Annotated in this window: 21 protein-coding genes; 3 read left to right on the top strand and 18 right to left on the bottom strand. The window is 49.2% G+C overall.

All coding sequences use genetic code 11. From position 1 onward, the window contains the following. Window position 1: 1 nt before the first annotated feature. The 16 genes from dnaE to rpsB all read right to left on the bottom strand — a co-directional run bounded on the left by dnaE (window position 2) and on the right by rpsB (window position 18,806). Window positions 2–3,469 (bottom strand): DNA polymerase III subunit alpha, encoded by a 3,468-nt coding sequence (gene dnaE, locus AC53GJ_RS05900; RefSeq protein WP_496732771.1) that lies wholly within the window; start codon window positions 3,467–3,469, stop codon window positions 2–4. Window positions 3,470–3,471: 2 nt separating this feature from the next. Then, window positions 3,472–4,086, bottom strand: a complete 615-nt coding sequence (rnhB, locus tag AC53GJ_RS05895) for a ribonuclease HII (protein ID WP_496731610.1) — start codon at window positions 4,084–4,086, stop codon at window positions 3,472–3,474. Further along, entirely contained in the window at window positions 4,079–5,224 is a 1,146-nt protein-coding gene (gene lpxB / locus AC53GJ_RS05890; RefSeq protein ID WP_496731609.1) for a lipid-A-disaccharide synthase, read from the bottom strand. Before lpxB ends, rnhB begins: the two co-directional genes overlap by 8 nt. A gap of 363 nt (window positions 5,225–5,587) precedes the next feature. Beyond that, window positions 5,588–6,358, bottom strand: coding sequence for an acyl-ACP--UDP-N-acetylglucosamine O-acyltransferase (gene lpxA / locus AC53GJ_RS05885; protein ID WP_496731608.1), 771 nt, complete (start codon window positions 6,356–6,358; stop codon window positions 5,588–5,590). Between the two features lies 1 nt (window position 6,359). Further along, window positions 6,360–6,812: a 3-hydroxyacyl-ACP dehydratase FabZ gene (fabZ, locus tag AC53GJ_RS05880; RefSeq protein ID WP_496731607.1), complete on the bottom strand. Its 453-nt coding sequence runs from the start codon at window positions 6,810–6,812 to the stop codon at window positions 6,360–6,362. Between the two features lie 49 nt (window positions 6,813–6,861). Then, entirely contained in the window at window positions 6,862–7,911 is a 1,050-nt protein-coding gene (gene lpxD / locus AC53GJ_RS05875) for a UDP-3-O-(3-hydroxymyristoyl)glucosamine N-acyltransferase (protein WP_496731606.1), read from the bottom strand. Further along, window positions 7,911–8,426: an OmpH/Skp family outer membrane protein gene (locus AC53GJ_RS05870; protein ID WP_496731605.1), complete on the bottom strand. Its 516-nt coding sequence runs from the start codon at window positions 8,424–8,426 to the stop codon at window positions 7,911–7,913. The genes lpxD and AC53GJ_RS05870 overlap by 1 nt, the downstream gene beginning before the upstream one ends. A 26-nt stretch (window positions 8,427–8,452) precedes the next feature. After that, on the bottom strand, window positions 8,453–10,942 hold the full coding sequence (gene bamA, locus AC53GJ_RS05865; protein WP_496731604.1) for an outer membrane protein assembly factor BamA: 2,490 nt from the start codon (window positions 10,940–10,942) through the stop codon (window positions 8,453–8,455). A gap of 27 nt (window positions 10,943–10,969) precedes the next feature. Then, a complete protein-coding gene (gene rseP / locus AC53GJ_RS05860) occupies window positions 10,970–12,325 on the bottom strand; it encodes a sigma E protease regulator RseP (RefSeq protein ID WP_496731603.1) in 1,356 nt (451 codons plus the stop codon). Continuing rightward, window positions 12,322–13,518 carry a 1-deoxy-D-xylulose-5-phosphate reductoisomerase gene (gene ispC, locus AC53GJ_RS05855; RefSeq protein WP_496732770.1) on the bottom strand — a complete coding sequence of 399 codons (1,197 nt, stop codon included), beginning with the start codon at window positions 13,516–13,518 and terminating at the stop codon, window positions 12,322–12,324. Before ispC ends, rseP begins: the two co-directional genes overlap by 4 nt. A 2-nt stretch (window positions 13,519–13,520) precedes the next feature. Beyond that, a complete protein-coding gene (locus AC53GJ_RS05850; protein ID WP_496731602.1) occupies window positions 13,521–14,381 on the bottom strand; it encodes a phosphatidate cytidylyltransferase in 861 nt (286 codons plus the stop codon). Window positions 14,382–14,386: 5 nt separating this feature from the next. After that, window positions 14,387–15,154, bottom strand: a complete 768-nt coding sequence (gene uppS, locus AC53GJ_RS05845) for a polyprenyl diphosphate synthase (RefSeq protein WP_496731601.1) — start codon at window positions 15,152–15,154, stop codon at window positions 14,387–14,389. Between the two features lie 110 nt (window positions 15,155–15,264). Further along, window positions 15,265–15,822, bottom strand: coding sequence for a ribosome recycling factor (gene frr / locus AC53GJ_RS05840; RefSeq protein WP_496731600.1), 558 nt, complete (start codon window positions 15,820–15,822; stop codon window positions 15,265–15,267). 60 nt (window positions 15,823–15,882) lie between these two features. Then, window positions 15,883–16,623, bottom strand: coding sequence for a UMP kinase (pyrH, locus tag AC53GJ_RS05835; protein WP_496731599.1), 741 nt, complete (start codon window positions 16,621–16,623; stop codon window positions 15,883–15,885). Between the two features lie 353 nt (window positions 16,624–16,976). Then, on the bottom strand, window positions 16,977–17,849 hold the full coding sequence (tsf, locus tag AC53GJ_RS05830; RefSeq protein WP_496731598.1) for a translation elongation factor Ts: 873 nt from the start codon (window positions 17,847–17,849) through the stop codon (window positions 16,977–16,979). Window positions 17,850–18,077: 228 nt separating this feature from the next. Further along, window positions 18,078–18,806: a 30S ribosomal protein S2 gene (rpsB, locus tag AC53GJ_RS05825; RefSeq protein WP_496731597.1), complete on the bottom strand. Its 729-nt coding sequence runs from the start codon at window positions 18,804–18,806 to the stop codon at window positions 18,078–18,080. Between the two features lie 248 nt (window positions 18,807–19,054). Here rpsB and map point away from each other — a divergent pair, with 248 nt between their 5' ends. The 3 genes from map to dapD all read left to right on the top strand — a co-directional run bounded on the left by map (window position 19,055) and on the right by dapD (window position 23,404). Then, window positions 19,055–19,846 carry a type I methionyl aminopeptidase gene (gene map, locus AC53GJ_RS05820; protein WP_496731596.1) on the top strand — a complete coding sequence of 264 codons (792 nt, stop codon included), beginning with the start codon at window positions 19,055–19,057 and terminating at the stop codon, window positions 19,844–19,846. A 99-nt stretch (window positions 19,847–19,945) separates the two neighbouring features. Next, entirely contained in the window at window positions 19,946–22,570 is a 2,625-nt protein-coding gene (glnD, locus tag AC53GJ_RS05815; protein WP_496731595.1) for a [protein-PII] uridylyltransferase, read from the top strand. A gap of 9 nt (window positions 22,571–22,579) precedes the next feature. Continuing rightward, window positions 22,580–23,404: a 2,3,4,5-tetrahydropyridine-2,6-dicarboxylate N-succinyltransferase gene (gene dapD / locus AC53GJ_RS05810; protein ID WP_496731594.1), complete on the top strand. Its 825-nt coding sequence runs from the start codon at window positions 22,580–22,582 to the stop codon at window positions 23,402–23,404. A 73-nt stretch (window positions 23,405–23,477) separates the two neighbouring features. Here the strand turns inward: dapD and AC53GJ_RS05805 are convergent, their stop codons facing one another. Together AC53GJ_RS05805 and AC53GJ_RS05800 are read right to left on the bottom strand one after the other, a co-directional pair. Further along, complete coding sequence (locus tag AC53GJ_RS05805) at window positions 23,478–24,263, bottom strand: MBL fold metallo-hydrolase (RefSeq protein ID WP_496731593.1); 786 nt, start codon at window positions 24,261–24,263, stop codon at window positions 23,478–23,480. Between the two features lie 60 nt (window positions 24,264–24,323). After that, window positions 24,324–24,749 carry a nuclear transport factor 2-like protein gene (locus AC53GJ_RS05800; RefSeq protein WP_496731592.1) on the bottom strand — a complete coding sequence of 142 codons (426 nt, stop codon included), beginning with the start codon at window positions 24,747–24,749 and terminating at the stop codon, window positions 24,324–24,326. Window positions 24,750–24,857 lie beyond the last annotated feature (108 nt).

The following is a 24,857-nucleotide window of genomic DNA, read 5'->3' as shown; positions in this document are numbered from 1 at the left end:
CCTAGTTAAATTCAAGATGTATTGTTGCTAATTGTTTTAACTGATGCAACAAAGCGTCTGTGGGCGTCACCCACCAATCGGTTCCTAAAGCCATAGTTACAGCACCTTCCTGGCGCTGATAACGCAATTTTACCGGCACAGTTCCAGCTTTAAATTCGGTCAACACCTGCTGTAATCTGACCACATAATCAGCACCGGTCTGGCTGGCGTCTACCGTAATCAATAAGGATTGCAGGCATTTCTCCCTCGCCTGGGTAATTTCAACCACCTCACGGCCCGTCATTGTAAGGCCACCGCTGAAATCATCAAAGCTGACCTGTCCGGAAACCACTAAAACCCGGTCTTTTTGCAGCAGATGCTCGAAGTTCTCGAACTGTTCGGGGAAAAAACGCACATCTAACCGTGCGGATTTATCATCCAGCTGCACCAAGGCCCAACGCCGGCCTTTTTTATTGATCAACACCCGCACTGAAACCACTAAACCACAGGCATGGGCGGTTTGATCGCGCCGGCCAGGTTGCATCTCAACTAAGCGGCAACTGGCATAATGCGATAACTCCGCCAGATAACGGTTGATCGGATGCCCGGTCAGATACAAACCCAGGGTTTCCCGCTCGCCTTCCAGCCAGACTTCATCTGGCCACACAGGTACCTGTTTAAACGCTTTGCTCGACATTTGTGGTTCTGGCGCCAACAAACCAAATAAATCACTTTGCCCGACGGCTTCCGCTTTGGCATGCTGTTCAGCGGCTTTCATCGCTTCTTCCAGACTGGCCATTATCGCCGCACGATGCGGGCCTAGTTTATCCATAGCGCCGGATAAAATCAGCTTTTCAATCACCCGCCGGTTGAGTTTTTTTAAATCGACCTTGGCGCAAAAATCAAATAAATCAACAAACAAGCCTTTTTGCGTCCGGGCTTCGATAATAGCCTCAATTGGGCCCTCACCGACACCTTTTATCGCACCTATGCCGTAAACAATATGGCCTTGTTCGTTAACAGTAAACTTATACAAGCCAGAATTCACGTCCGGTGGGATTAATTTGAGCTTCATTTGCTCACATTCATCGACCAAGGTCACGATTTTATCGGTGTTATCCATATCCGCCGACATCACCGCCGCCATAAATTCAGCCGGAAAATGCGCTTTCATCCATAAAGTTTGATAAGACACCAGCGCATAGGCGGCGGAGTGCGATTTGTTAAAGCCGTAACCCGCGAACTTCTCCACCAAATCGAAGATTTTCATCGCCAGTTCCGGATCAACCCCGTTCGCCGCGGCACCGTTCTGGAAGGTATCCCGCTGCTTGGCCATCTCTTCCGGTTTTTTCTTACCCATAGCCCGGCGTAATAAGTCAGCGCCGCCGAGCGAATAACCGGACAGGACCTGGGCAATCTGCATCACTTGCTCTTGATACAGGATGATGCCGTAGGTCGGTTCCAGAATGGGTTGCAGTGATTCGTGTTGCCAGGTGGCGTCAGGGTATGAAATCGCTTCGCGACCACGTTTGCGATCGATAAAGTTATCCACCATGCCCGATTGCAGCGGACCAGGCCGGAACAGCGCCACCAGTGCAATCATATCCTCAAAGCAGTCAGGCTGCAGCCGGCGGATCAAGTCTTTCATACCGCGGGATTCCAGCTGGAACACAGCCGTGGTCTCCGCCTTCATCAGCATGTCGTAGCTTTTTTTATCCACCAGCGGAATTTGCGTGATGTCGACCGGCGCTTTGCCTTCTTTGAGGTGCCGCTCGTTCACCATATTGACGGCCCATTGCAAGATGGTCAGGGTGCGTAGCCCGAGGAAGTCGAACTTCACTAAACCGGCATATTCAACGTCATTTTTATCAAACTGTGTGACCGGGTTGTTGCCTTCACTATCGCAATAGACCGGGGCAAAATCGGTGATTTTGGTGGGTGCAATCACCACACCACCGGCGTGTTTACCGGCATTACGCGTCACACCTTCTAACCGGCGCGCCATATCAATCAGATCTTTCACTTCCTGATCAGCAGCATACAGCTCTGGCAAGCGCGGCTCTTCGATAAAAGCCTGCTCCAGCGTCATGCCCGGCGTTGGCGGGATCAGCTTAGAGATACGGTCAACAAAACCGTAAGGATGGCCCAATACCCGGCCAACGTCACGGATAACAGCTTTCGCCGCCATAGTACCAAAGGTGATAATCTGCGACACAGCTTCCCGACCGTACATATCGGACACGTGTTCTATCACTTCATCGCGGCGGTCCATACAGAAGTCAACGTCAAAATCCGGCATTGACACCCGTTCCGGGTTTAAGAACCGCTCAAACAGCAGGTCAAACTCTAACGGATCCAAATCAGTGATTTTTAAGGCATAAGCCACCAGGGACCCTGCACCAGAGCCGCGGCCAGGCCCAACCGGAATATCGTTATCTTTTGACCACTGGATAAACTCCATCACCACCAGGAAGTAACCAGGGAAGCCCATCTGGTTGATCACATCCAGTTCGATCTGCAGACGCTCATCGTATTCAAGCCGTTTCACGGCACGCTCGGCTTCGTCCGGAAACAAGATCTGTAACCGCTCTTCCAGACCTTCGCGCGATTTCAGCACTAAAAAATCGCCATCGGTCATGCCGCCAGTCGGGAAAGCCGGTAAGAAATACTCGCCAAGCCGGATGGTGACATTACAACGTTTGGCAATTTCGACTGAGTTCGCCAGTGCTTCAGGCAGATCAGCAAACAGCGTTTGCATCTCCTCGGCAGAACGTAAGTATTGTTGCTCACTGTAATTTTTCGGCCGGCGTTTATCTTCCAGCGTATAACCATCGTGAATGGCGACCCGGATTTCATGGGCGGAAAAATCATCCGGCGTTAAAAACACCACTTCATTGGTCGCAACCACCGGGATGCCAGTCTGTTCAGCCAGGCTGACAGCCTGTTGCAGATAAATTTCTTCATCCACCCGGCCGGTACGGATCAGTTCAAGGAAAAACCTGCTCGGAAAATGTTGCTGATAAAACTGTACCAACGACTCAGTGCTGGGCTGATTGCCTTTAATCAGGGCTTTACCTAAAGGGCCATCTTTGCCACCGGACAACAGGATTAAGCCCTGGCTGTGCTCAGACAGCCAGTCGTGTTCAATTTGTGGTTTATCCGCTACATGACCACGTAAATAAGCTTTAGACAACAACATGGTCAGGTTCTGATAACCTTCGTTATCCGCCGCCAGGATCAACAAACGGCAAGCTTCGCCTGGAAATAACGGATGTTGTGCCCAGACATCAGCCCCGACAATCGGCTTGATGCCAGCATCATGCGCGGTGCTGTAAAAACGCACCAAACCACACATGTTCATCTGATCGGTCAGTGCTAAGGCTGGCATCGCCAGTTTTTTTGCCGCGCCGACGATCGGTTTGATCTTACTCAAACCATCGATCATGGAGAAATCGCTATGGACTCTCAGGTGAATAAAAGCCGGTTCCATCGTCACAGCTCATCCGTTTGTTCGCTGCGCGCTATGGCATCTCGGACCGGTTTATAACTGCGTCTGTGCTCGGCTAAAATGCCATATTTGGCAATAGCTGCTAAATGTTCTGCCGTCGGATAGCCTTTATGACTGGCAAAGTTATATTCCGGGTAATGCTGATGCAGAGCTGTCATTTCAGCATCACGCGCCACCTTGGCCAGGATAGAGGCAGCGCTGATTTCCGCCACCAAACTATCGCCTTTGACCACGGCACTGGCCTGATGTTTTAAACCATCCGGTACCCGGTTACCATCCACCAACACCCACTGCGGCTGAATATGCAAGCCATCCACCGCCCGTTGCATCGCCAGCATGGTGGCGTGCAGAATATTCAACTGGTCAATTTCTGCCACTTCGGCCCGGCCTAAACTCCAGCTCAGCGCTTTGGCTCGGATTTCATCAGCCAACAGCAGTCTTTTCTTTTCACTGAGTTTTTTCGAATCAGCCAGCCCGGCGATAGGCTTGCCTGGATCCAGAATTACCGCAGCTGTAACCACGGCACCGACCAAAGGTCCGCGCCCTACTTCATCTACACCAGCCAGCAAGGCCACTGCAGGTCGTTGAAAATCAGTCATGAGTGAGTTCCAGTATTGCTGTCGCTGCTTGGGTACTGGCGTCGCAGCGAATTTGTTGATGCAAGGTCGCGAACTGTTGTTGCATGGCCGAACCTGAGGCATTCAGTAGTGGCTGCATTGCAGCCACTAGCGCAGGCACTGTCACTTGCTGTTGCAATAACTCAGTCACTAGAGCTTGTTTGGCCAGTAAATTTGGCAAACTGAAAAAATCGATATTGACCAGTCGCTTGGCAATTTGATAGGTCAACCAATTAGTTTTATAGGCCACCACCATCGGTGTTTTCGCCAGCATGGCTTCCAGCGTGGCAGTGCCGGAGGCGATTAACACGGCATCAGCTGCGGTCAAGGTTTGCCGGGCTTGGCCAATCAATAACGTCAATTGCAGCCCGGGTGCCTGTTGTTGCCAAATCTGGCGAAACAGAGCGGCTTTTTCTGCTGTGACCATATTACAGACCAGTTGCAATTGCGGCTGCTGACGTTGTAACTCAACCGCCGCCAGTAAAAACTGTGGCGCTAATAACTTAATTTCGTTGGTACGACTGCCAGGCATCAATGCCAGCAATGGACGAACAGCCACAAAACCGAGCGCAGTTTTGGCAGCAGTTTTGGCAGGCTCAAGCGGCATCTGATCGGCCAGCGTATGGCCGACAAAACGACAAGGAACCTGATGTTGATCATAAAAAGCTTTTTCAAACGGCAACAACGCCAATACCAGATCGGTGGCCGCAGCAATTTTAACAATACGTTTTTGCCGCCAGGCCCAGACCGACGGACTGACATAATGGACCGTCTTGATGCCTTGTTGTTTGAGCTTGAGTTCGACCGGCAAATTAAAATCAGGGGCATCAATCCCAATAAATACATCGGGTTTTTGCTGCTGAAAATGCGCAAGGATGTCACGGCGAACCTGCAGCAACCTGGGAAGCCGGCCCAGCACTTCAACAATGCCCATCACCGCCAGTTCTTCCATATCAAACACCGCACGAAAGCCTTCAGCGCGCATCCGTTCACCGCCGATACCGTAAAAGATTGCATTCGGATGTTGTTGTTTCAGAGCCCGGATCAGATCCGCACCCAGAATATCACCCGAGTGTTCACCGGCAATCAGGGCAATTTTGAGAGCATTTGTCGTTTGCATGCAACAACCAGTCAGAAATTCAGTCCAGAATAATTGCGGCGATCTTACCCTGCTTTGCGCAGACAAGCACGAATTTGCTGTGGAAAAAAACCGGTGGCGTGAACCACCGGCTGACAGATCAGTTTAGTACTGCTGACGAAGGGGCACAGGGCCCAGAGAGAAATGGACAACCAAAATGGCTGACCAACCTTCTGATCTTAAACGGCAGGTTGTTTAGTACCAGCAGGTACAAAAAGAGTACTTAAGCAAAGTCGCAGGCACAATGCAGATGTGACCAAAGGAAGGAAAAGTAAGATTGATGACTAAAACGAAACAACACCGGCAGTCAGGGCTTGCTGCTGCCGGTGGTAAACACAACTCAAATCAGCGAATAATACCGCGAGCTGAATTGGCGATAAAATCAGTAAAAATGGCAATTTCTGCAGTAGTGGCTGATTTTTCGGCCAGTTGGTCGACCGCCTCTGGCACTGTCAAACCCTGCCGGTATAACACTTTATAAGCGCGGCGAATTTCCAGAATCAGTTCAGGGCTGAAACCACGGCGTTTTAAACCTTCACTGTTAATGCCATGGGGCTCGGCATGAGAGCCATGCGCCATCACATAAGGCGGTACATCTTTGACCACGATGGAACCACCGCCAATAAAGCTATGGGCCCCGATATGGCAGAACTGATGAACACCACTCATCCCACCCAGGATCACCCAGTCACCAACATGGACATGGCCGGCGGTGGAAGCCGCACTGGCAAAAATCACATGATCACCAATCACACAATCATGCGCAACATGGGTGTGATTCATAAACAGGTTATGACTGCCAATTTTGGTCAGACCTTGATCCTGAATGGTACCGCGATGCACAGTACAGCCCTCACGAAACACATTAAAATCACCGATATGCAGCTCGGTTGGTTCGTTGCGGTACTTTTTATCCTGGCAGGCCTCACCAATACTGCAAAACTGGAAAAAGTGATTACCGCGTCCAACCTGAGTCGGACCTTTGATCACCACATGGGATTCCAGTACACAATCATCACCCAGACTGACGTTGGCCGCGACATAACAAAAAGGTCCAATCCGGACATTGTTGCCAATTTGGGCACCGGGTTCAATCACAGCAGAGGAATGGATCATATCAGAGTTCTCTTCTGGCACACATCAGTTCAGCAGTACAGACGATTTGCCCATCCACTTTAGCTTCGCAATAGAATTTCCACATATTGCGACGTTCTTTCAGAAACTTCACTTCGATCACCATGGTATCACCAGGCACCACCGGGCGTTTAAAACGCGCTTCATCGATAGCAGCAAATAAATACAATTCATTGTCAGCCCGTTCTGTCACGGTTTTAAAGCCAAGAATACCAGTTGCCTGCGCCATCGCTTCCAGAATTAAAACACCAGGGAAAATTGGCATCCCAGGAAAATGACCGGTAAAAATCGGTTCATTAATTGTGACGTTTTTGATCGCCGTCAGTGATTCGCCCGGGGTGAAATCCAACACCCGGTCAATCAACAGAAATGGATAGCGATGTGGCAATAACGCCATAATTTCCTGAATTTGCAATGTATTTAATGAATTGGTCAAAATAGATCCTCTGACAATTTAAAACTGAAACAGCCGACGCCTATGAGTCTCAGGACTGTTCTGGCGTGGCTGGGCGCAAAGCTGCGACTTGCTGTTCAAGCTCACGGAGCCTGTGATACATCTGATCCAGTTGGCGGTAGCGGACACTGTTTTTCCGCCATTCAAGATTGGTCGACGCCGGTACGCCGGACGAGTAGACGCCTTTCTCACTGATCGCTTTGGTGATCATCGACATCCCGGTAATATGGACGCCATCACAAATTTCAATGTGCCCGGTAATAGCAACTGCACCGCCAATCACACAATAGCGGCCAATTTTACTGCTACCAGCCACCACAGTACAGCCAGCAATCGCGGTATGATCACCGATCTGGGCGTTATGAGCAATTTGGACCTGATTATCCAGAATGACGTTACGGCCAATAATGGTATCTTCCAGTGCGCCGCGGTCTATGGTGGTGTTGGCACCTATTTCACATTGGTCGCCCACCAGCACCCGGCCCAACTGAGGGATTTTCAGCCACTGGCCACGTTCATTGGCAAAACCAAAACCGTCCGCCCCAATCACAGCACCGCTGTGAATAATACAAGCTGCGCCAATCTGGACCTGGTGATACAAAGTCACCCGAGGCCACAACTTACTGCCTGCACCAATAGTCACAGCTTCGCCAATGACACAACCGGCACCAATTTGCACATCAGCAGCTATGACGGCATCTTTTTCAATCACCACGTAAGCGCCAATAGCGGCACTGGGGTCAATACGGGCACTGGGGTCAATACTGGCTGTTGGATGAATACCTGCTTTGGCACTGCCGGGCGTGGTATCCAGCAACTGGGCAACTTTAGCAAAAGCAACGTAGGGATCAGCAACCACTAAGGCGGCAACAGGACAGAATTCGAGTTCTTCTGCTTTGATCAACACTGCAGAAGCGCTGGTTTGCTGTAAAAATCGCCGGTATTTACTGTTGGATAAAAACGTGATGGCACCGGAAGTGGCAGCCTCCAGTGTGGCAACGGCGCTGATATGTGCAGCGCCGTCTCCATGCAGCTGAGCACCTAAGTACTCAGCTAAAAATGCCAGATGGTAACCTGTCATTATTTGGCTTTACTAACCTGAGCAACAACAGCTGAAGAGATGTCGTACTCTGGCTTGGCATACACGGCAGCACCGGCATTATAGATAACGTCGTATTGTTCTTTTGCTGCAACGGCATCAATGGCAGTTTTGATCAGTGCCATCAGTTTATTCCGTTCTTCGTTCTGACGAGTACGGTAAGCTTCATCTAAAGCACGAGCCATTGGTTCATACTGTTGTTGTTGCTTGGCAATCTCAGCTTCCAGATCTTTTTTCTGCTGCGCGCTCATAGTAGAACCATCACGCTTGAATTTTTCAATGTTAAAACTGAGGTCTTTTTCCAGTTTTTGTACATCAGCAATCTTGGTACTGAATTCAGTTTTTAATGACTCCTGCACTTTCGCTGTTTGTGGCAACTGGGCAACAATAGCTTGTACATCGACAAAACCTACTTTCATCTCTTTTGCAGAAACCGCACCAGCCATCAGAACGCTGGCCAGCAACACTGCTGATTTGGTCAAACTTGACTTAAACATGATGTCCTTTTACCTCAAAATAATGCTTAAAATGTTGTGCCGATATTAAAGCTGAAGTTTTCCTGTTCATCACCATCATACTTTCTGATGATTTTGGCAAGGCTGAACGTTAATGGTCCCATCGGTGATATCCATTGCACAGTCACACCAGCAGAGACCCGAATCATACCTGCATCTGAATAATCCAGCAAACCTGTTTGCAGATAATTAGAACCCTGATACTGGGTTAATCCAGCGTACCTGTTGATATCAAATTCGGTATCCCATACGTTACCCGCATCAACGAACAGACTGGTCCGGATGGAGTTGGCATAATCTTCTTTGACCAAAGGCGTTGGCGTAATCAGTTCCAGCGTTGTAATAGCCAGCGCATTACCACCAAACGAGCGTTGTGACACGTTATAGCTGTCATAAGCCGGTGATGCAGGCAATGCACCTGTCGAGCCGCCGAATGGATCCGGGATGCCCGGAATGGAAGAAACATACCGGTATACCGCACGTGGACCAATCACGCGGTTTTCAAAACCACGGAAGTTTTGGCCACCGGCGTAGAAATTATCGTTAAACGGCAGAGTATGATCATAACCGTCAACGCTGCCATAACCGTTACCATAACCCAGTTCCAGCTTGCTGAGGAAAGACCAGCTATGATCGTTACTCAATGGAATATAATTGCGGATTTCAAAGTTGGTTTTGAAATAAGTCAGATCGGAATTTGGCGTGGTAATTTTACCATTCAAACCAATATACAAACCATCAGTCGGGAAAGTACCACGGTTCAGCGTACTGCGGATCCAGCCAGCGGTTAACTCATAGTTAGTAAAATTATATTTCGAATCCGGTGAGTTCGGGTCAACCAGCACTGCGCGGAAATGCCGTAACTGGTCAAACTCCTGAATATAACTCAGCTCGCTGACAACGATATTAGTCCCAAAATTTAACCGGGTATATTCGTTAATCGGGAAGCCGAAGCTAAGGCCTGTACCATAACTCTTCTGGTTGTAGGCTTCCAGACCGGCTTTACTGCCATCAAAATCTGAATAAAAAATCGATCCACCAAGCCCGATCGCATCCAGGGTGAAATACGGATCGTTATAGTTCAGGTTGATTGATTTCTGGTATTTGTTGGTATTAAGGCTAATCCCCGCAGAATTGCCTGAACCCAGGAAGCTTTGTTGCTCGATACCAAACTGGAACGATAAGCCCTGGTAGCTACCAAAGGACACACCGGCGTTAAAACTACCTGAGGAACGTTCTTTAATTTTAAAGTCGATATCAACTTTGTCTTCAACGCCAGGCACTGGCGTGGTGCTGAAATCCACTTTTTCGATGTATGGCAGTCGCTGCACCCGCAACTTGGATAATTCCAGGCTGTCGTTGGATAACCAGGCACCTTCCATCTGCCGTAATTCACGACGAATGACTTCGTCTTTGGTGACCGCATTGCCAGCCACTTTAATCCGGTTCACGTACACCCGTTTACCTGGATCAATGCTCAGCGTCAGCGCGACTTCTTTTTTGTCGTCGTTGATATTGGTACTGGTCCGCACTTTGGAATTGGCATAACCGAAGCTGGCTAAAAACTTAGCAATACTTTCTTCGGTATAAGTGACTAAGGCACCGTTATACAACTGGCCACTTTTTAGCGGCAGCATGGCTTTGATAATGGCCTCCTGACCGACCATATCGCCGACAAAATCAATACCAGTGATGGTGTATTGCTCGCCTTCTTTCACTTCTAAAGTGACATAAACCGAGGTTTTATCCGGACTAACAGCCACAGTATTGGCTTCGATATCAAACCGCAGATAACCGCGGTCCAGATAATAACTACGAACCTTTTCCAAATCGCCTTTTAGGGTGTCTTTCTGGTAACGATCGGATGACATAAAACGCCACCAGGGTAAATCCACCAGTGATTCGGTATTTTTCAGGATCTGTTCATCGCTGAATAATTTATTGCCGACGATATTGATCTGCCGGACTGACGCCGCGTCGCCTTCAACAAATTCCAGCTTCAGATTGACTCTGTTGCGTGGTAAGTACGTCAGTTTGACTTCAACTTTGGCGTTATATTTACCTACACCATGATAGAACTCGGTCAGACCGTTTTCAATTTCACGGATCAGCGTCTTATCCAGCTGTTCGCCGATAATAATCTTCTGGTTGGTCAGACTTTCCGATAACTGCTCTTCTTTGATGTCTTTATTGCCATCAAATTCAATAGCGTTAATCGTCGGACGTTCTTTCACCCGGTAGATAATGGTATTGCCGTCACGGTACACAGTGATTTCGTCAAAGTGGCCAGCGGCATATAAAGTCTTGATACTTTTGGACAAGGTAAAAGTTGTCACAGTATCGCCAATATTAAATGGCAGGTTATTCAATGCTGCACCAAGGGCGACGCGTTGTAAGCCTTCCACCTGAATGTCTTGCACAGTAAAAGATTGTTCAGCGAGCACCGAGTTGCTGGCAGAGGCCAGCAACATCGCAGCTACTAATCGTTTAATTGTCATTGTTTTGGACTACTTATGATTAGTTTATTACAAACGAGAAATATCGTTGAGCAGCGCAATTCCCATTAACATCAGCAGAACGAAGGCTCCGATCTTAAAACCTGTCTCCTGCGCTTTCTCAGAGACCGGTTTGCCGGTGAGAAGTTCCACCACAAGATACATTAAATGGCCGCCATCCAAAATAGGCAACGGCAGTAAATTTACCACACCGAGGTTGACACTGATCAGCGCCAGGAAAGATAAAAACGCGATCAAGCCTAAATCGGCGCTGTTACCAGCCCCTTGTGCAATCGAAATTGGACCGCTCAGATGTTTCACTGAAACATCGCCAAACAGCAATTTCTCCACCATTGAGAAGCTGAGTTTGACCAGTTGCCAGGTGCGGATCATGCCCTGCCAGACGGCCTCAACCGGACCATATTGCTGCACCACGTACATATCATCCGGTAAGGCTTTGATTTTTGGTGCCAATCCCAGATAGCCCTGATGAAAACCATCCGGCATTTCGCGGCTGTCCGGGGTCACTGTCAGCAGTTGTTCCACGCCATTACGGGAAATCAGCAGCGGCACTGGTTTGCCTGGATTATTCTGAATAATACTAACCAACTGCGGCCAGTTGGTTAAGGCCACCCCAGCGGCGACTAATAATTTGTCATCAATTTGCAAACCGGCTTTTTCGGCGGCGCCAGCAGGCACTAACTGGCCAACTTCCAATAGCGCTGTCGGTTGCAATGGTGTGATACCAAGGCTGGCAAAAATGGAATCTTTATCCGGATCAAAGGACCAGTCGGAAATATCCAACTGATAATCGGTGCCGGTTTGCTGCGCATCCGGTGCCAGCGTCAGGGTCAATTCGCGATGACCAATCTGTCCGACCAGCATCAGGCTGACCGCTTGCCAGTCCCGTACTTCTTCGCCGTTAATGGCGATAATTTGCTGGCCAGCTGGCAATTGTGCAGTACCGGCAATAGATTGAGGCGCAACTTCACCCACCACAGGACGCAACGAAGGCACCCCCAGCAGATACATCAGCATCAATACCAGAATGGCAAACAAGAAGTTTGCCATCGGGCCAGCTGCAATCACTGCCATCCGCTGTAACACGGTTTTATTGTTAAAAGCCAAATCGGCAAACTCCGGCACCACCGGGTCCACCCGTTCATCCAACATCCGGACATAACCACCCAGTGGGATCGCAGCAATCACAAACTCAGTGCCTTGGCGATCTCGCCAGCTAAATAAGGTTTTGCCAAAGCCAATCGAGAACTTTTTCACCAGAATGCCATTTTTGCGCGCCACCCAAAAATGACCAAATTCATGCACAGTGACCAAAATGCCCAGCGCAACGACAAAAGACAACAAATTCCACAACAATGCCGTCATAGGGCAAAAGTCCTTAATAAATCCCGGGCAAAATGCCGGCTTTGTTGATCCAACTGCAGAATATCCTCCAGCGAGACCGCTTTACTGTGCGCAAACTGGGCCAAGCACAAGGCATTCAACTGCGCTATAGCGGTAAACCTAATTTGTTGCTGTAAAAATGCCGCCACGGCGATTTCATTGGCTGCGTTAAGTGCCGTCGTCGCCCCCTGGCCGTAACGACAGGCCTCAATCGCCAGTTGCAGACAAGGGTAACGGGCCGGATCAGGTTTTTCGAAGGTAAAATTGGCAATCTGAAAAAAATCCAGTGGCTTGGCTGGACTGGCAATCCGCTCCGGGAACGCCATGGCATGAGCGATTGGGGTCCGCATGTCCGGATTGCCCAGTTGCGCCAGCACAGAACCATCGGTGTATTGCACCATCGAATGGATAATACTTTGCGGATGCAACACCACTTCAATATCTTCCGGCTGACAGTTAAACAACCAGCGGGCTTCAATAAATTCCAGCCCTTTATTCATCATAGTGGCACTATCGACCGAAATTTTCTGCCCCATGCTCCAGTTCGGATGCGCCACCGCTTGTGCCGGTGTGATCTGGTCAAACAACGACAACTCGGTCTGACGGAAAGGTCCACCACTGCCGGTCAGCAAAATCTTCGCAATACCAGCCTTGGCTAAATGGCCCTGATAGCTGTGTTGCTGTAAAGCTGATGGTAAACACTGAAAAATAGCATTATGTTCGCTATCAATTGGCAATAAAGTGGCTTGATGTTCAATCACGGCATTGATAAACAACTCACCTGTCATCACCAGCGCTTCTTTATTGGCCAGCAGTACGGTTTTGCCTTGTTTCACAGCGGCCAGCGTCGGTAATAAGCCAGCTGCGCCGACAATTGCTGCCATCACTACATCAGCATCCGGATGCGCTGCCAGCTCGGCAAAAGCCGTTTCACCAGACAGCACTTGCGTCGGACAACCAGCACTCGCCAGTTGTTGCCGCAACAGCCTGGCGTCGGCCTCAATCAGCACTGCAGCAAAACGCGGTCTGAATTCCAGACACTGCGCCAAAAGTTTATCGATTTGCCGGCCCGCCGTCAGTGCCAGCACGGCAAATCGGTCTGGATGTTGCCGTACCACATCCAGCGTACTGCCGCCAATGGAGCCGGTTGAGCCCAGAATGACCAGTTGGCGCATCATTAAAAGCCACCAAACAGCGCAACAAATAACGCAAATAACGGCGCTGTGGCCGTCAGACTGTCAATCCGATCCAAGATGCCGCCGTGGCCAGGAAAAATACTGCCACTGTCTTTTAAGCCGGCGACCCTCTTAAACATACTTTCAGATAAATCACCGAACACCGATAACAGGGTCAGCAACACGGCAGCCAGATACCATAACAGCAGCTCAGCCGGCCACTGGCAGGCTGCCGCCACCGCAGTGACAAATAACAACACAAACAACAGGCCGCCGACCAATCCTTCCAGCGTTTTGCCCGGACTCACCTGTGGCAATAACTTATGCTTGCCAAAAGGTTTACCCACCACATAACCGCCGATATCAGCAGCCCAGACCAAACCTAATAAAGCGCAAATCAGCCAGGCACCGGTATATTCTGAAGCAGAGTAATTCACATTTCTCAGTAGCAGCAGCGCGGCGAAGCTTGGCACCAGCGTCAGCCAGCCCATCAGCACTTTGAGCAGACGAAGCTCAGACCAGAATTTCTGACTGCGCCCAAAACTCAATACCAACAGCACCGCCAGCAACCACCAGCCGATACCGGTCCAGATCACAGTTTCAGCCGCAGCATTGGTTTGGACTGGCCAGTGTAATGACGCAGGCAACAACTGGTAACAAAGCCCATACCAGGCGGTCGTGCCGATGACAAAACTACTGCGTTGCGTGATGCCTTGCCAGCCACAAAATCCGGCCCATTCCCAGGCTGCGATAACAAATGCTGTTGCCAAAAATAATGCAAAGCCAGCGGGCGGCAGAAAAAATACTGCGGCCAGCGCTAACGGCGCCAGCAACAGTGCGGTAAGCAGTCGTTGTTTAAACAATCTTATTATCCTTCTGTCGAACCGGCAGCCAGTTGTCTGATTTGCGCGCCAGTACAACCAAAACGCCGCTCGCGGCTGACGAAACTGGCGATGGCATCCGCAAACACCTGGTCATCAAAGTCTGGCCACAAGGTATCCAGAAAACAGAGTTCAGCGTAGGCCGCCTGCCATAATAAAAAATTACTGATGCGAATGTCGCCGCCCGTGCGAATAAGTAAATCCAGCTCAGGTTGTTCATGCATCTGGATATGTTGCGCCAGTAACTGCTCAGTAATGTCAGCTGGCGCTAAAGTTCCGGCGGCAACGGCTGTCGCCAGTTGCTGCGCCGCGTTGGTAATATCCCAGCGGCCGCCATAATTGGCTGCAACATTCAACGTCAGCCCGGTATTACCTGCCGTCAGCGCTTCTGCCTGACGGATATTTTGTTGTAGTTTGTCACTGAAGCGTGACAAATCACCAATAATTTTCAATCGGACCTGATTTTTATGCAGTGCTTTAACTTCTTTTTCCAGCACAAACAAAAATAGCTGCATCAGGCTACTGACTTCATCTTCCGGCCGGCGCCAGTTCTCACTGCTGAAGGCAAATAATGTCAGGGAAGGGATCCCCAGTTTGCGGCATAAACTGACGGCACGTCTGACCGCATCCACACCTTTTTTATGACCCCAGACACGCGGGCGCCCCTGGCGCTCGGCCCAACGGCCATTACCATCCATTATTATTCCGACATGTTGTGGCAAAGCGTTATCAAACGCCTTTGTCTCTTCTGTCATCACTGCCTGCCTGCAAAAACACGGTGTCAGCCACCGGTAAAATTTACCCGAACAAAAAAGCGCCGCGAAGTGAGCTGCACGGCGCTTTGTTTACAAAGCCACGGACGGAATTAAACTTCCATCAGTTCCTTTTCTTTTGCTGCTAATACTTCGTCAACCTTCTTCACCCAGACATCAGTAATTTTCTGGATTTCGTCAGCGGCGCGACGTTCATCGTCTTCACTGATTTCTTTGTCTTTTAACAAAGCTTTAAAGTCGGCATTGGCATCACGACGGATGTTACGCACCGCAACCCGGGCACCTTCAGCTTCGCCACGGACCACTTTAACCAGATCACGACGACGCTCTTCAGTCAACGCAGGCAGCGGCACCCGAATCGAGGTACCGGCACCAATTGGGTTTAAACCCAAATCAGATTGCATAATGGCTTTTTCTACCGCCTGGATCATCGAGCGGTCAAACACCGTGATCATCAGGGTGCGGGCGTCTTCAGCTGATACGTTGGCAACCTGCCGTAATGGCGTGTCCGAACCGTAATAAGACACCTGAATGCTGTCGAGCAGGCTTGGATGGGCCCGACCGGTACGAATTTTAGATAACTGGTTTTTCAGCGCTTCAACGCTTTTTTCCATCCGGGTTTTACTGTCTTTCAGAATATCGTTAATCACCTGGTTGTTCCTTTGTGTTGTATCGCACAGAAGCTGTGCTTGTTCACGATGGCGGATAGTTTACTGCAAATTTTCCGCGTGGTCGATCACTGTGCCTTCAGTCTCGCCCATAATGACACGTTTTAACGCACCAGGTTTGTTCATATTAAACACCCGGATTTGCATATTGTGATCACGCGCCAGCGTAAATGCGGCTAAATCCATCACTTTCAGTTCTTTATCCAACACCTCAGCATAAGTCAGCTGACTGTACAGCGTCGCGGTTGGATCTTTTACTGGATCGGCCGAGAACACGCCATCCACTTTGGTGGCTTTTAATACACAGTCTGCTTCAATTTCGATACCGCGCAGGCAAGCTGCTGAATCTGTTGTGAAAAATGGGTTACCAGTACCGGCAGAGAAAATCACCACCCGACCTGACTTTAACAAGCTAATCGCTTCAGCCCAGCTGTAATTGTCACAAACACCATTCAGTGGGAAGGCGCTCATCAGACGGGCATTGACAAAAGCACGATGCAGCGCATCCCGCATCGCCAGACCGTTCATCACAGTGGCCAGCATACCCATATGGTCACCAACAACACGGTTCATACCGGCTTTAGCCAGGCCTTCACCGCGGAAAATGTTGCCACCACCGATCACGATACCGACCTGAACGCCAAGCTCGACTAACTCTTTGATTTCCTGTGCCATCCGATCCAGCACTTTTGGATCAATACCAAAGCCTTCATCCCCCATCAGGGCTTCGCCACTCAGTTTTAAAAGAATTCTTCTGTAGGTTGGTTTTGGACTTGTGCTCATGAGATCCCCATCTGGCCGGATTGAAGTTAAATCTGTATTCATCGTTGCGGTTTCCTTGTCGGTAGCAAAGCCGTTGTGGCCACTGCCTGTGCAGTCCGCCCTGCATGGATGATGGTGCATTGCTGCAATACCATCATGCACTGTTTTGGTCTGTTGTTGCCGATAGCTTTGGCAACAAATGGCAGTCACCTGTGCGGATCACTGCCCTGTCAGCAAAAATAAACCCGGACAAAGCGCGGGACGCTGGCCTGATTTATCTGTATTGACAGTCTTCATATATAAAAAAACCGCGACTGGTAAACACCAAAGTCGCGGTTATTTTAGCGGGTTTTAGCCATTAGCTAAAGCTCGCATTATTTTTTAGCAGCAGCGATTTGAGCAGCAACTTCAGCAGCGAAGTCAGTTTCTGCTTTCTCGATACCTTCGCCTACTTCTAAGCGAATGAAGCTCACAGCTTTAGCGCCGTGTTGCTTCAGGAAGTCACCGGTGGTGATGTTAGGATCTTTCACGAAGGCTTGGCCAGTTAAAGACACTTCGCCAGTGAACTTCGTCATCCGGCCAGCAACCATCTTCTCAGCGATTTCTTTTGGCTTGCCGCTGTTGATAGCGATTTCGATCTGGATTTCTTGTTCTTTCGCAACAACTTCAGCTGGTACTGACTCTGGCGTCAGGAAAGATGGGTTGTTGGCAGCAACGTGCATAGCAACGTCTTTGGCGATATCTTCGTTACCGCCTTCCAGTACCACTAACACGCCGATACGGCCTGAGTGCGTGTACTGACCGATCACATCGCCCTGGGCAACAGAGATACGACGTACGTTGATGTTTTCGCCAATTTTAGCAACTAAAGTCGCACGAGCTTCTTCAACAGTCGCTTCGCCTAATGAAGCAGCTGACAGCTCTTCAACAGTGAACAGCTTGTTGGCATGCGCCAGGTCAGCTGCAGCGTTAGCGAACGCCAGGAAGCTGGCATCACGGGCAACGAAGTCAGTTTCACAGTTGAATTCGATAGCAACAGCATAACCGTGACCAACGCGAGTCAGTACTGTACCTTCAGCGGCAATACGGCCAGCTTTCTTGGCAGCTTTAGCCTGACCATTTTTCCGCATTAATTCGATTGCGCCTTCGATGTCACCATTGGTTTCTTCTAAAGCTTTTTTGCAATCCATCATGCCAGCGCCAGTGCGCTCGCGTAATTCTTTTACCATACCGGCAGTTACAGCCATGGGAGATTCCTCATTCAATCAGGTTACAGAAACAGGGGCAGCTCCCCTTATTCATTGAACATTCGGGGTTGTTGGCTGCCTTCACTCACTACAGTCACATAGTCAACTATGCTCCTGTAGATTCGTTCAATTGCCGCCTACCCGAATCTCCAATGATGTTGGGGAAAAGCCCCTGTCCAGATTAAAAGGTGAATGCAGACTATTTAAGACAGTCTGCACACAGCTGTATTACTCAGCTGCAACGAAGTTGTCGGCTTCAGCCTGAACTTCGATGTTTTTGTCACGGCCTTCAGCAATAGCTGCATTGACGGCGCTCAGGTACAGCTGGATAGCGCGGATCGCGTCATCGTTACCTGGAACAACAAAATCAACACCTTTTGGATCAGAGTTGGTATCAACGATAGAAACAACTGGAATACCCAGATTGTTAGCTTCTTTGATAGCGATATGTTCATGGTCGGCATCGATCACGAACAGAGCGTCTGGTAAACCGCCCATATCTTTAATACCGCCTAAGCTCTTTTCCAGTTTTTCCATCTCGCGGGTACGGTCTAAAGCTTCTTTTTTGGTCAGCTTGTCGAAAGTACCGTCCTGGCTTTGTGATTCCAGGTCTTTCAGGCGCTTGATTGACTGACGAACTGTTTTCCAGTTAGTCAGCATGCCGCCTAACCAGCGGTGGTTGACGTAATACTGATCAGATTGCAGAGCGGCTTCTTTGATTGCTTCTGAAGCAGCGCGTTTAGTACCAACAAACAGGATTTTACCTTTTTTGGCAGCCACTGACTGGATGAAAGTCAGCGCGTCGTTCATCATTGGAACAGTTTTTTCCAGGTTGATGATATGAACGCGGTTACGGGCGCCGAAAATGAATGGCTTCATTTTTGGGTTCCAGTAACGGGTTTGGTGACCAAAATGTACGCCCGCTTGGAGCATATCGCGCATAGAAACTTTTGCCATCAGAATGATTCCTTAATGGGGGTTAGGCCTCCATACATCCCATAAATCCGACCTGTTTTCACAGGCACCCCGGTCTATGTGACGATGTATGTGTGTTATTTAATATAAGTGAGTTCGCTAAACTGACAGTTTGCAGTAAGTTTTTTGGAAAAAACCAACAAGCTATTTGCCAAATTGCGGCGCGCTTTATACCATATGCGCCCCTGAAACACAATGTATTGTGTAGTTTTACAGCAAAGAGAGAGACCATGGCAGCAACAATTAAGACTCCTGAACAGATTGAAAAAATGCGCGTTGCAGGTCGGTTGGCTGCCGAAGTGCTTGAAATGATTCAGCCTCATCTCAAGGCTGGTATCAGCACTGGTGAACTGGACCGGATTTGTCATGACTATATCGTCAATGTACAACAAGCCATCCCGGCGCCGCTGAATTACCACGGTTTCCCAAAATCAATCTGTACCTCGGTCAATCATGTGATTTGTCATGGCATTCCGGCAGATGACAAACAGCTCAAAGAAGGCGATATCATCAATATTGATATCACGGTGATCAAAGATGGTTTCCATGGTGACACGTCGAAAATGTTTGTCATCGGTAAACCGAGCATTCTGGCTGAGCGCCTGATCCGGGTGACGCAGGAAGCTTTGTATCTGGGACTGAAAAAAGTCAAAAACGGCTGTCGCCTCGGCGATATTGGCCATGTCATTCAGGTACATGCCGAAAAGCATAACTACTCGATTGTGCGCGAATATTGTGGTCACGGCATTGGCGCCGTGTTCCATGAAGATCCACAGGTACTGCATTATGGTAAACCTGGTACCGGCGAAGTGCTGAAAACCGGCATGTGTCTGACCATTGAGCCGATGATCAATGCCGGCGAGCGCCACAGCAAATTGTTAAAAGACGGCTGGACGGTTGTGACGAAAGATCGTAGTTTATCAGCTCAGTTCGAACATACCATTCTGGTCACGGATACTGGCTGTGAAATCCTGACGTTACGCAGCGATGATACCATCGAGCGGATACTGACCGCAGAATAACGGCCAGTTTTGCTGCGAAGGACTTGCCGCCGACTCCGGATCCACTTTTCCAGACTTCTGCAGTGGTAACACTGCAGAGCAGCTAAAGGGTAACAAGCAATGTCAACGGCGCTCATTTTTGATAAGACGGTCCCGAGCCAATTTACCCTCGACAGTTATAAAAAATACTTCAGCGATTTTCTCGATTGGCTGAAGCTGGCATCACTGAGCCAACCTGTGGCAAGTCTGGTCCGTGCCCGCGCCCGTTTTATTGATGAAGTGTTGCAATCCTTGTGGCAACATTTTGATTTATCAAAACAAAAGCAGCTGACTTTAATTGCGGTCGGCGGCTATGGCCGGGCCGAACTCCACCCCTATTCCGATATAGATTTATTGATCCTGACCGAAGCACGGCTCAGTCCGGCGTTGCAGGAGCAAATCGCGCATTTTGTCACTTTGCTGTGGGATTTACGCCTTGAAGTCGGCCACAGTGTCCGTACTATTAAAGAATCCGTCAGCCTGGGTAAAGACGATATCACCATCGCTACCAACCTGATGGAAATGCGTTTTCTCTGCGGTAATGCCCAGTTATTTGCCAGTCTGCAACAGGAAGTCAGTAAAAGTAACTTCTGGCCAAGCAAAGACTTTTTTCAGGCCAAACGCCATGAGCAACAAGGCCGGCACGCGCAGTACCATGGTACAGCTTACAATCTTGAACCGAATTTAAAAGCCAACCCTGGTGGTTTGCGTGACATTCAGACCATTGGCTGGGTGGCGAAAAAACACTTCCAGACCCGCACCATGCGCGAACTGGTGGCTTATCAGTATCTGACCGAAGACGAGTATCAGGAACTGATGGAATGCGAAGCTTATCTGTGGCAAATGCGCTTTGCACTGCATCTGGAAGCTGGCCGTAACGAAAACCGCATCTTGTTTGATTATCAACCGGCAGTCGCGCAACGGCTTGGTTTTGGCAATGATGGCAAGGCGTCAGTTGAGCGGATGATGAAACGCTTTTTCCGCACAGTGCAGCGTGTCAGCGAACTGAACGAAATGTTGTTGCAGCACTTTGAAGGCAGCATTTTAAAAAGCCACAGCAAATTTAAAACTGTGCAACTGGATGATTTTTTTGAGGTGCAGGGCCATTTAATTTCCGCCACTGATAAAGCGGTATTTGCCAGGCGGGAAAATATCCTGCGGTTGTTCTGGCATATCGCCAATCACCCACAGATTGATGGCATCCACTCCGAAACCATTCGGTTGTTACGGCAGGTGCGTCGCCGTCTGATGGGCGATTTGCAGGATTATGAAGGCTGCCGCTTGCTGTTTATGGCGATCATTCGCCATCCGCATGGCATGGATCGAGCCATCACCCTGATGCACCGTCATGGTATTTTGGCCGCCTATTTGCCGCAGTGGCGTAATATTGTTGGCCAAATGCAGTTCGACCTGTTCCATGCCTACACAGTCGATGAGCACACCCATAGAGTACTAAAAAACCTGCATCGTTACAGCCAACCCGAGTTTGCCAGTGAATTCCCGCTCTGCACTGATCTTGTCAAACGGCTGGAAAAACCTGAACTCTTGTATCTGGCCGGCATTTTTCATGATATTGCCAAAGGCCGCGGCGGTGATCACTCCGATCTTGGCGCTATGGATGCGCGTGAATTTGGTAAATTACATAAACTCAGTGAATTCGACACTAAGCTGATTGTCTGGCTGGTCGAACAGCATCTGCTGATGTCGGTGACAGCGCAGCGGCGAGATATTCACGATCCCAGCGTGATCGCCGAATTTGCTGAGAAAGTTCGCGACGAAACCCGGCTGAATTATCTATATTGTTTAACCCTGGCCGATATTCGCGCTACCAACGATAACCTGTGGAACGATTGGAAAGGCTCGTTGTTACGCGAACTCTACTTGGGCACGCAAAAAGCGTTTCGTCGCGGCCTGGAAAAACCAATGGACCTGCGTGATCAAATTCGCGAACACCAGACCGAAGCGCTGCGCTTACTGGCGGAACAGGGAATGCAGGAGGCGCAAATCACGCCGCTGTGGAACAAATTTAAAGCCGATTATTTTGCCCGTTACAATCCGCGGTTAATTGCCTGGCATACAGAGCATCTGCTGCAACATGCTGATTTCAGTAAACCTTTAGTGCTGATAAGCCCCACCGCCATGCGCGGCGGTACCCAGATTTTTGTCTACACTGCCGACCAACCCAACTTATTCGCCCGGATGGTCGCGGCACTGGACAGCAAAAAAGTCAGTATCTTTGATGCCCAGATCATGACCAATAAAGATGGTTATGCCATGGATACCTTTGTGGTACTGGAACAAAATGGTTCGGCCGTGACCTCAGTGTCGCGCATTAGCAGCATCAAAAAAGCGCTGGAAAGCTATATTAGTTCGCCGCCAAGCGCAGAGCGGCAAAAAGCCAGACCGAACAAACAATTACAGGCCTTTCATGTCCCACCCAAAGTGGTGTTTTTGCCTGGCAAAAATAAACACCGCACCATGTTAGAACTGGCAGCACTGGATACGCCAGGCTTGTTGGCAGACATTGGTCAGGTGTTTGCCCGCTGCGAAATTAATATCCATGCCGCCAAAATCACTACGATTGGTGAGCGGGCTGAAGACTTTTTTATGATTTCAACCCGCCAGGACGAAGCGCTGAGCGCTGACGAACAAAGTCAGCTGCGCCGCGTGCTGGTGGAACAACTCACCCATGCAACAGAGGGCTAAAGCAATACCATGGCTGATTTAAAAAGTATTATCGAAACCGCGTTTGAAGACCGGATGAATATCACCCCAGCCACCGTCAGCAGTGAGGTGAAAGCTGCTGTCACTGCGGCTATTGCGTTACTGGACAGCGGTCAGGCCCGGGTTGCCGAAAAAATTGCTGGTGAATGGGTCACGCATCAGTGGCTGAAAAAAGCCGTGTTACTGTCGTTCCGCATCAATGACAACCAGGTGATGGATGGCGCCGAAAACCGTTTCTTCGATAAAGTGCCGATGAAATTTGCCGATTACACCCATGAGCGTTTTGTCGCTGAAGGCATGCGTGTGGTACCACCTGCCGCAGTACGCCAAGGCAGCTTTATCGGTAAAAACGTGGTGTTGATGCCAAGTTATGTCAACATCGGCGCTTATGTTGGTGAAGGCACTATGGTGGATACCTGGGCTACTGTGGGTTCTTGTGCCCAGATTGGTAAAAACGTGCATTTATCCGGCGGTGTTGGCATCGGTGGCGTGTTAGAGCCGTTACAGGCCAACCCAACTATTATCGAAGACAACTGCTTTATCGGCGCCCGTTCTGAAGTGGTGGAAGGTGTGATTGTCGAAGAAGGCGCAGTGCTGTCGATGGGCGTGTATATCAGCCAATCCACCCGCATTTATGACCGCGAGACTGGTGAGATCAGTTACGGCCGCGTACCGGCCGGTGCCGTGGTAGTACCGGGTTCAATCCCAAGCAAAGACGGCAGCCACAGTTTATATGCTGCTATTATCGTGAAAAAAGTGGATGCCCAAACCCGGGCCAAAGTTGGCATTAACGCTCTACTGCGTAGCATCGATTAACACCTTGGCGCTGGCTATTTAAATATCAAACAGCCGCTGTTGCGGCTGTTTTTCGCACTGCTGCTACTGCACTTTATGACTCTCCCTGCTCAATCATTGCGAATGTCCTTTCGATAAAACGAACTAAGGCTTTTTCTGGGATAAAATCGGCTTTATTTTCCAGATTGAAGCGTGCCAAAATCAATTTTATTTGTGCATCATTTTTTATGTCGTGAGCCGTCATCCCTTCATTTTTCAACTGCCGCACCCGTGCCACCCAGGCTAAAGTATGTTGCTGATACAATCGCAGTTCGGTTTTTCCCGTTGCTTTGCCATGTCCGGGAACTATCAGACTGTCATCATTTCCCAGCTTTAACACAGCTTCAATCGCATGATTAAAACCAGCGAGCCCGCCAGCATAAAAGGTTGGATGCCAACTGGTGTCATAAATATCACCGACAAAAATGCTATTACTTTTTTTGTGAAAGAACACCTTATCCATTGGTGAGTGAGATGTGGCCACCACATTTGCTATCTCAGTGAACTGAACAGCATCCTTCATCAGCACCGCACCTTTTGCGATAAAATATGCATTACCACCTGAGTGATCAGCATGCGCATGGGTATTGAAGATAAATTTTGCAGTACCACCAACAAGCTGATGGAGTAGCGCATTCAGCGCGTCTAGGTTGATGTCCCCAGGCATGGGATCAATCAGCACTATTCCCGCAGTCGTTTTAAACAACCCAATATTTGTTCCATAATCAATTGATTTTAAAATAAATGCTCCTTCGTTAAGTTGTGTGACAGTAATGTTTTCGGTACTTGCCCAACTGATGGTTGGGTAGAACATCGCGACCAATAAGCAGATAAATTTCATGGTTCATCCTTTTGATACTGAACACTGTTGTTTTATGCATTGCGGCCTGCAACAAATTGACTACCAATATTCAGTGATACGTTTGACCTTGCCATCGGCAAACTCAAACAAGGATAAATGCTGACCTCTGGCCCCGGTCTGCTCAAAACGCCGCACCGCAGCAGCATTTTCGCCTGGCAGAATGCTTTCAATGACATAACGAGCTTCAGCATCTTTAAACAGCTTGTTACTGATGGCTTTGTTGATATTGCGGTACAAATGCTCCCGGCTATAGACACCGCCATGCTTGTCATGTACATAACTAAAGTCAGCACTATAAAGCGCGAACAAGGCGTCCACATCAGCCTGGGTCGATTGCCTCAGCATCGCCTGGTTTTGTAACCGGTTCACTTGATGTACCAGCGTCAGAATTTCATTTGTGGTCATCGGATTTGCCAGTAACGGCATGGATAACACACTGAGCAGCAGCGCCAACAGGTATTTCATGATATTTCCTCAGCTAAGAGCAGCTCGACATTGATACTGCCTTGACTATCAATAACAAAACCGCAGCAGCAATACTGGGGTTAACGCTGATTTTTTGCTGATTTCAGG

The organism is Rheinheimera sp. B2H12 (genome assembly GCF_059620065.1).
This window is presented reverse-complemented; position numbering and strand designations above follow the sequence as displayed.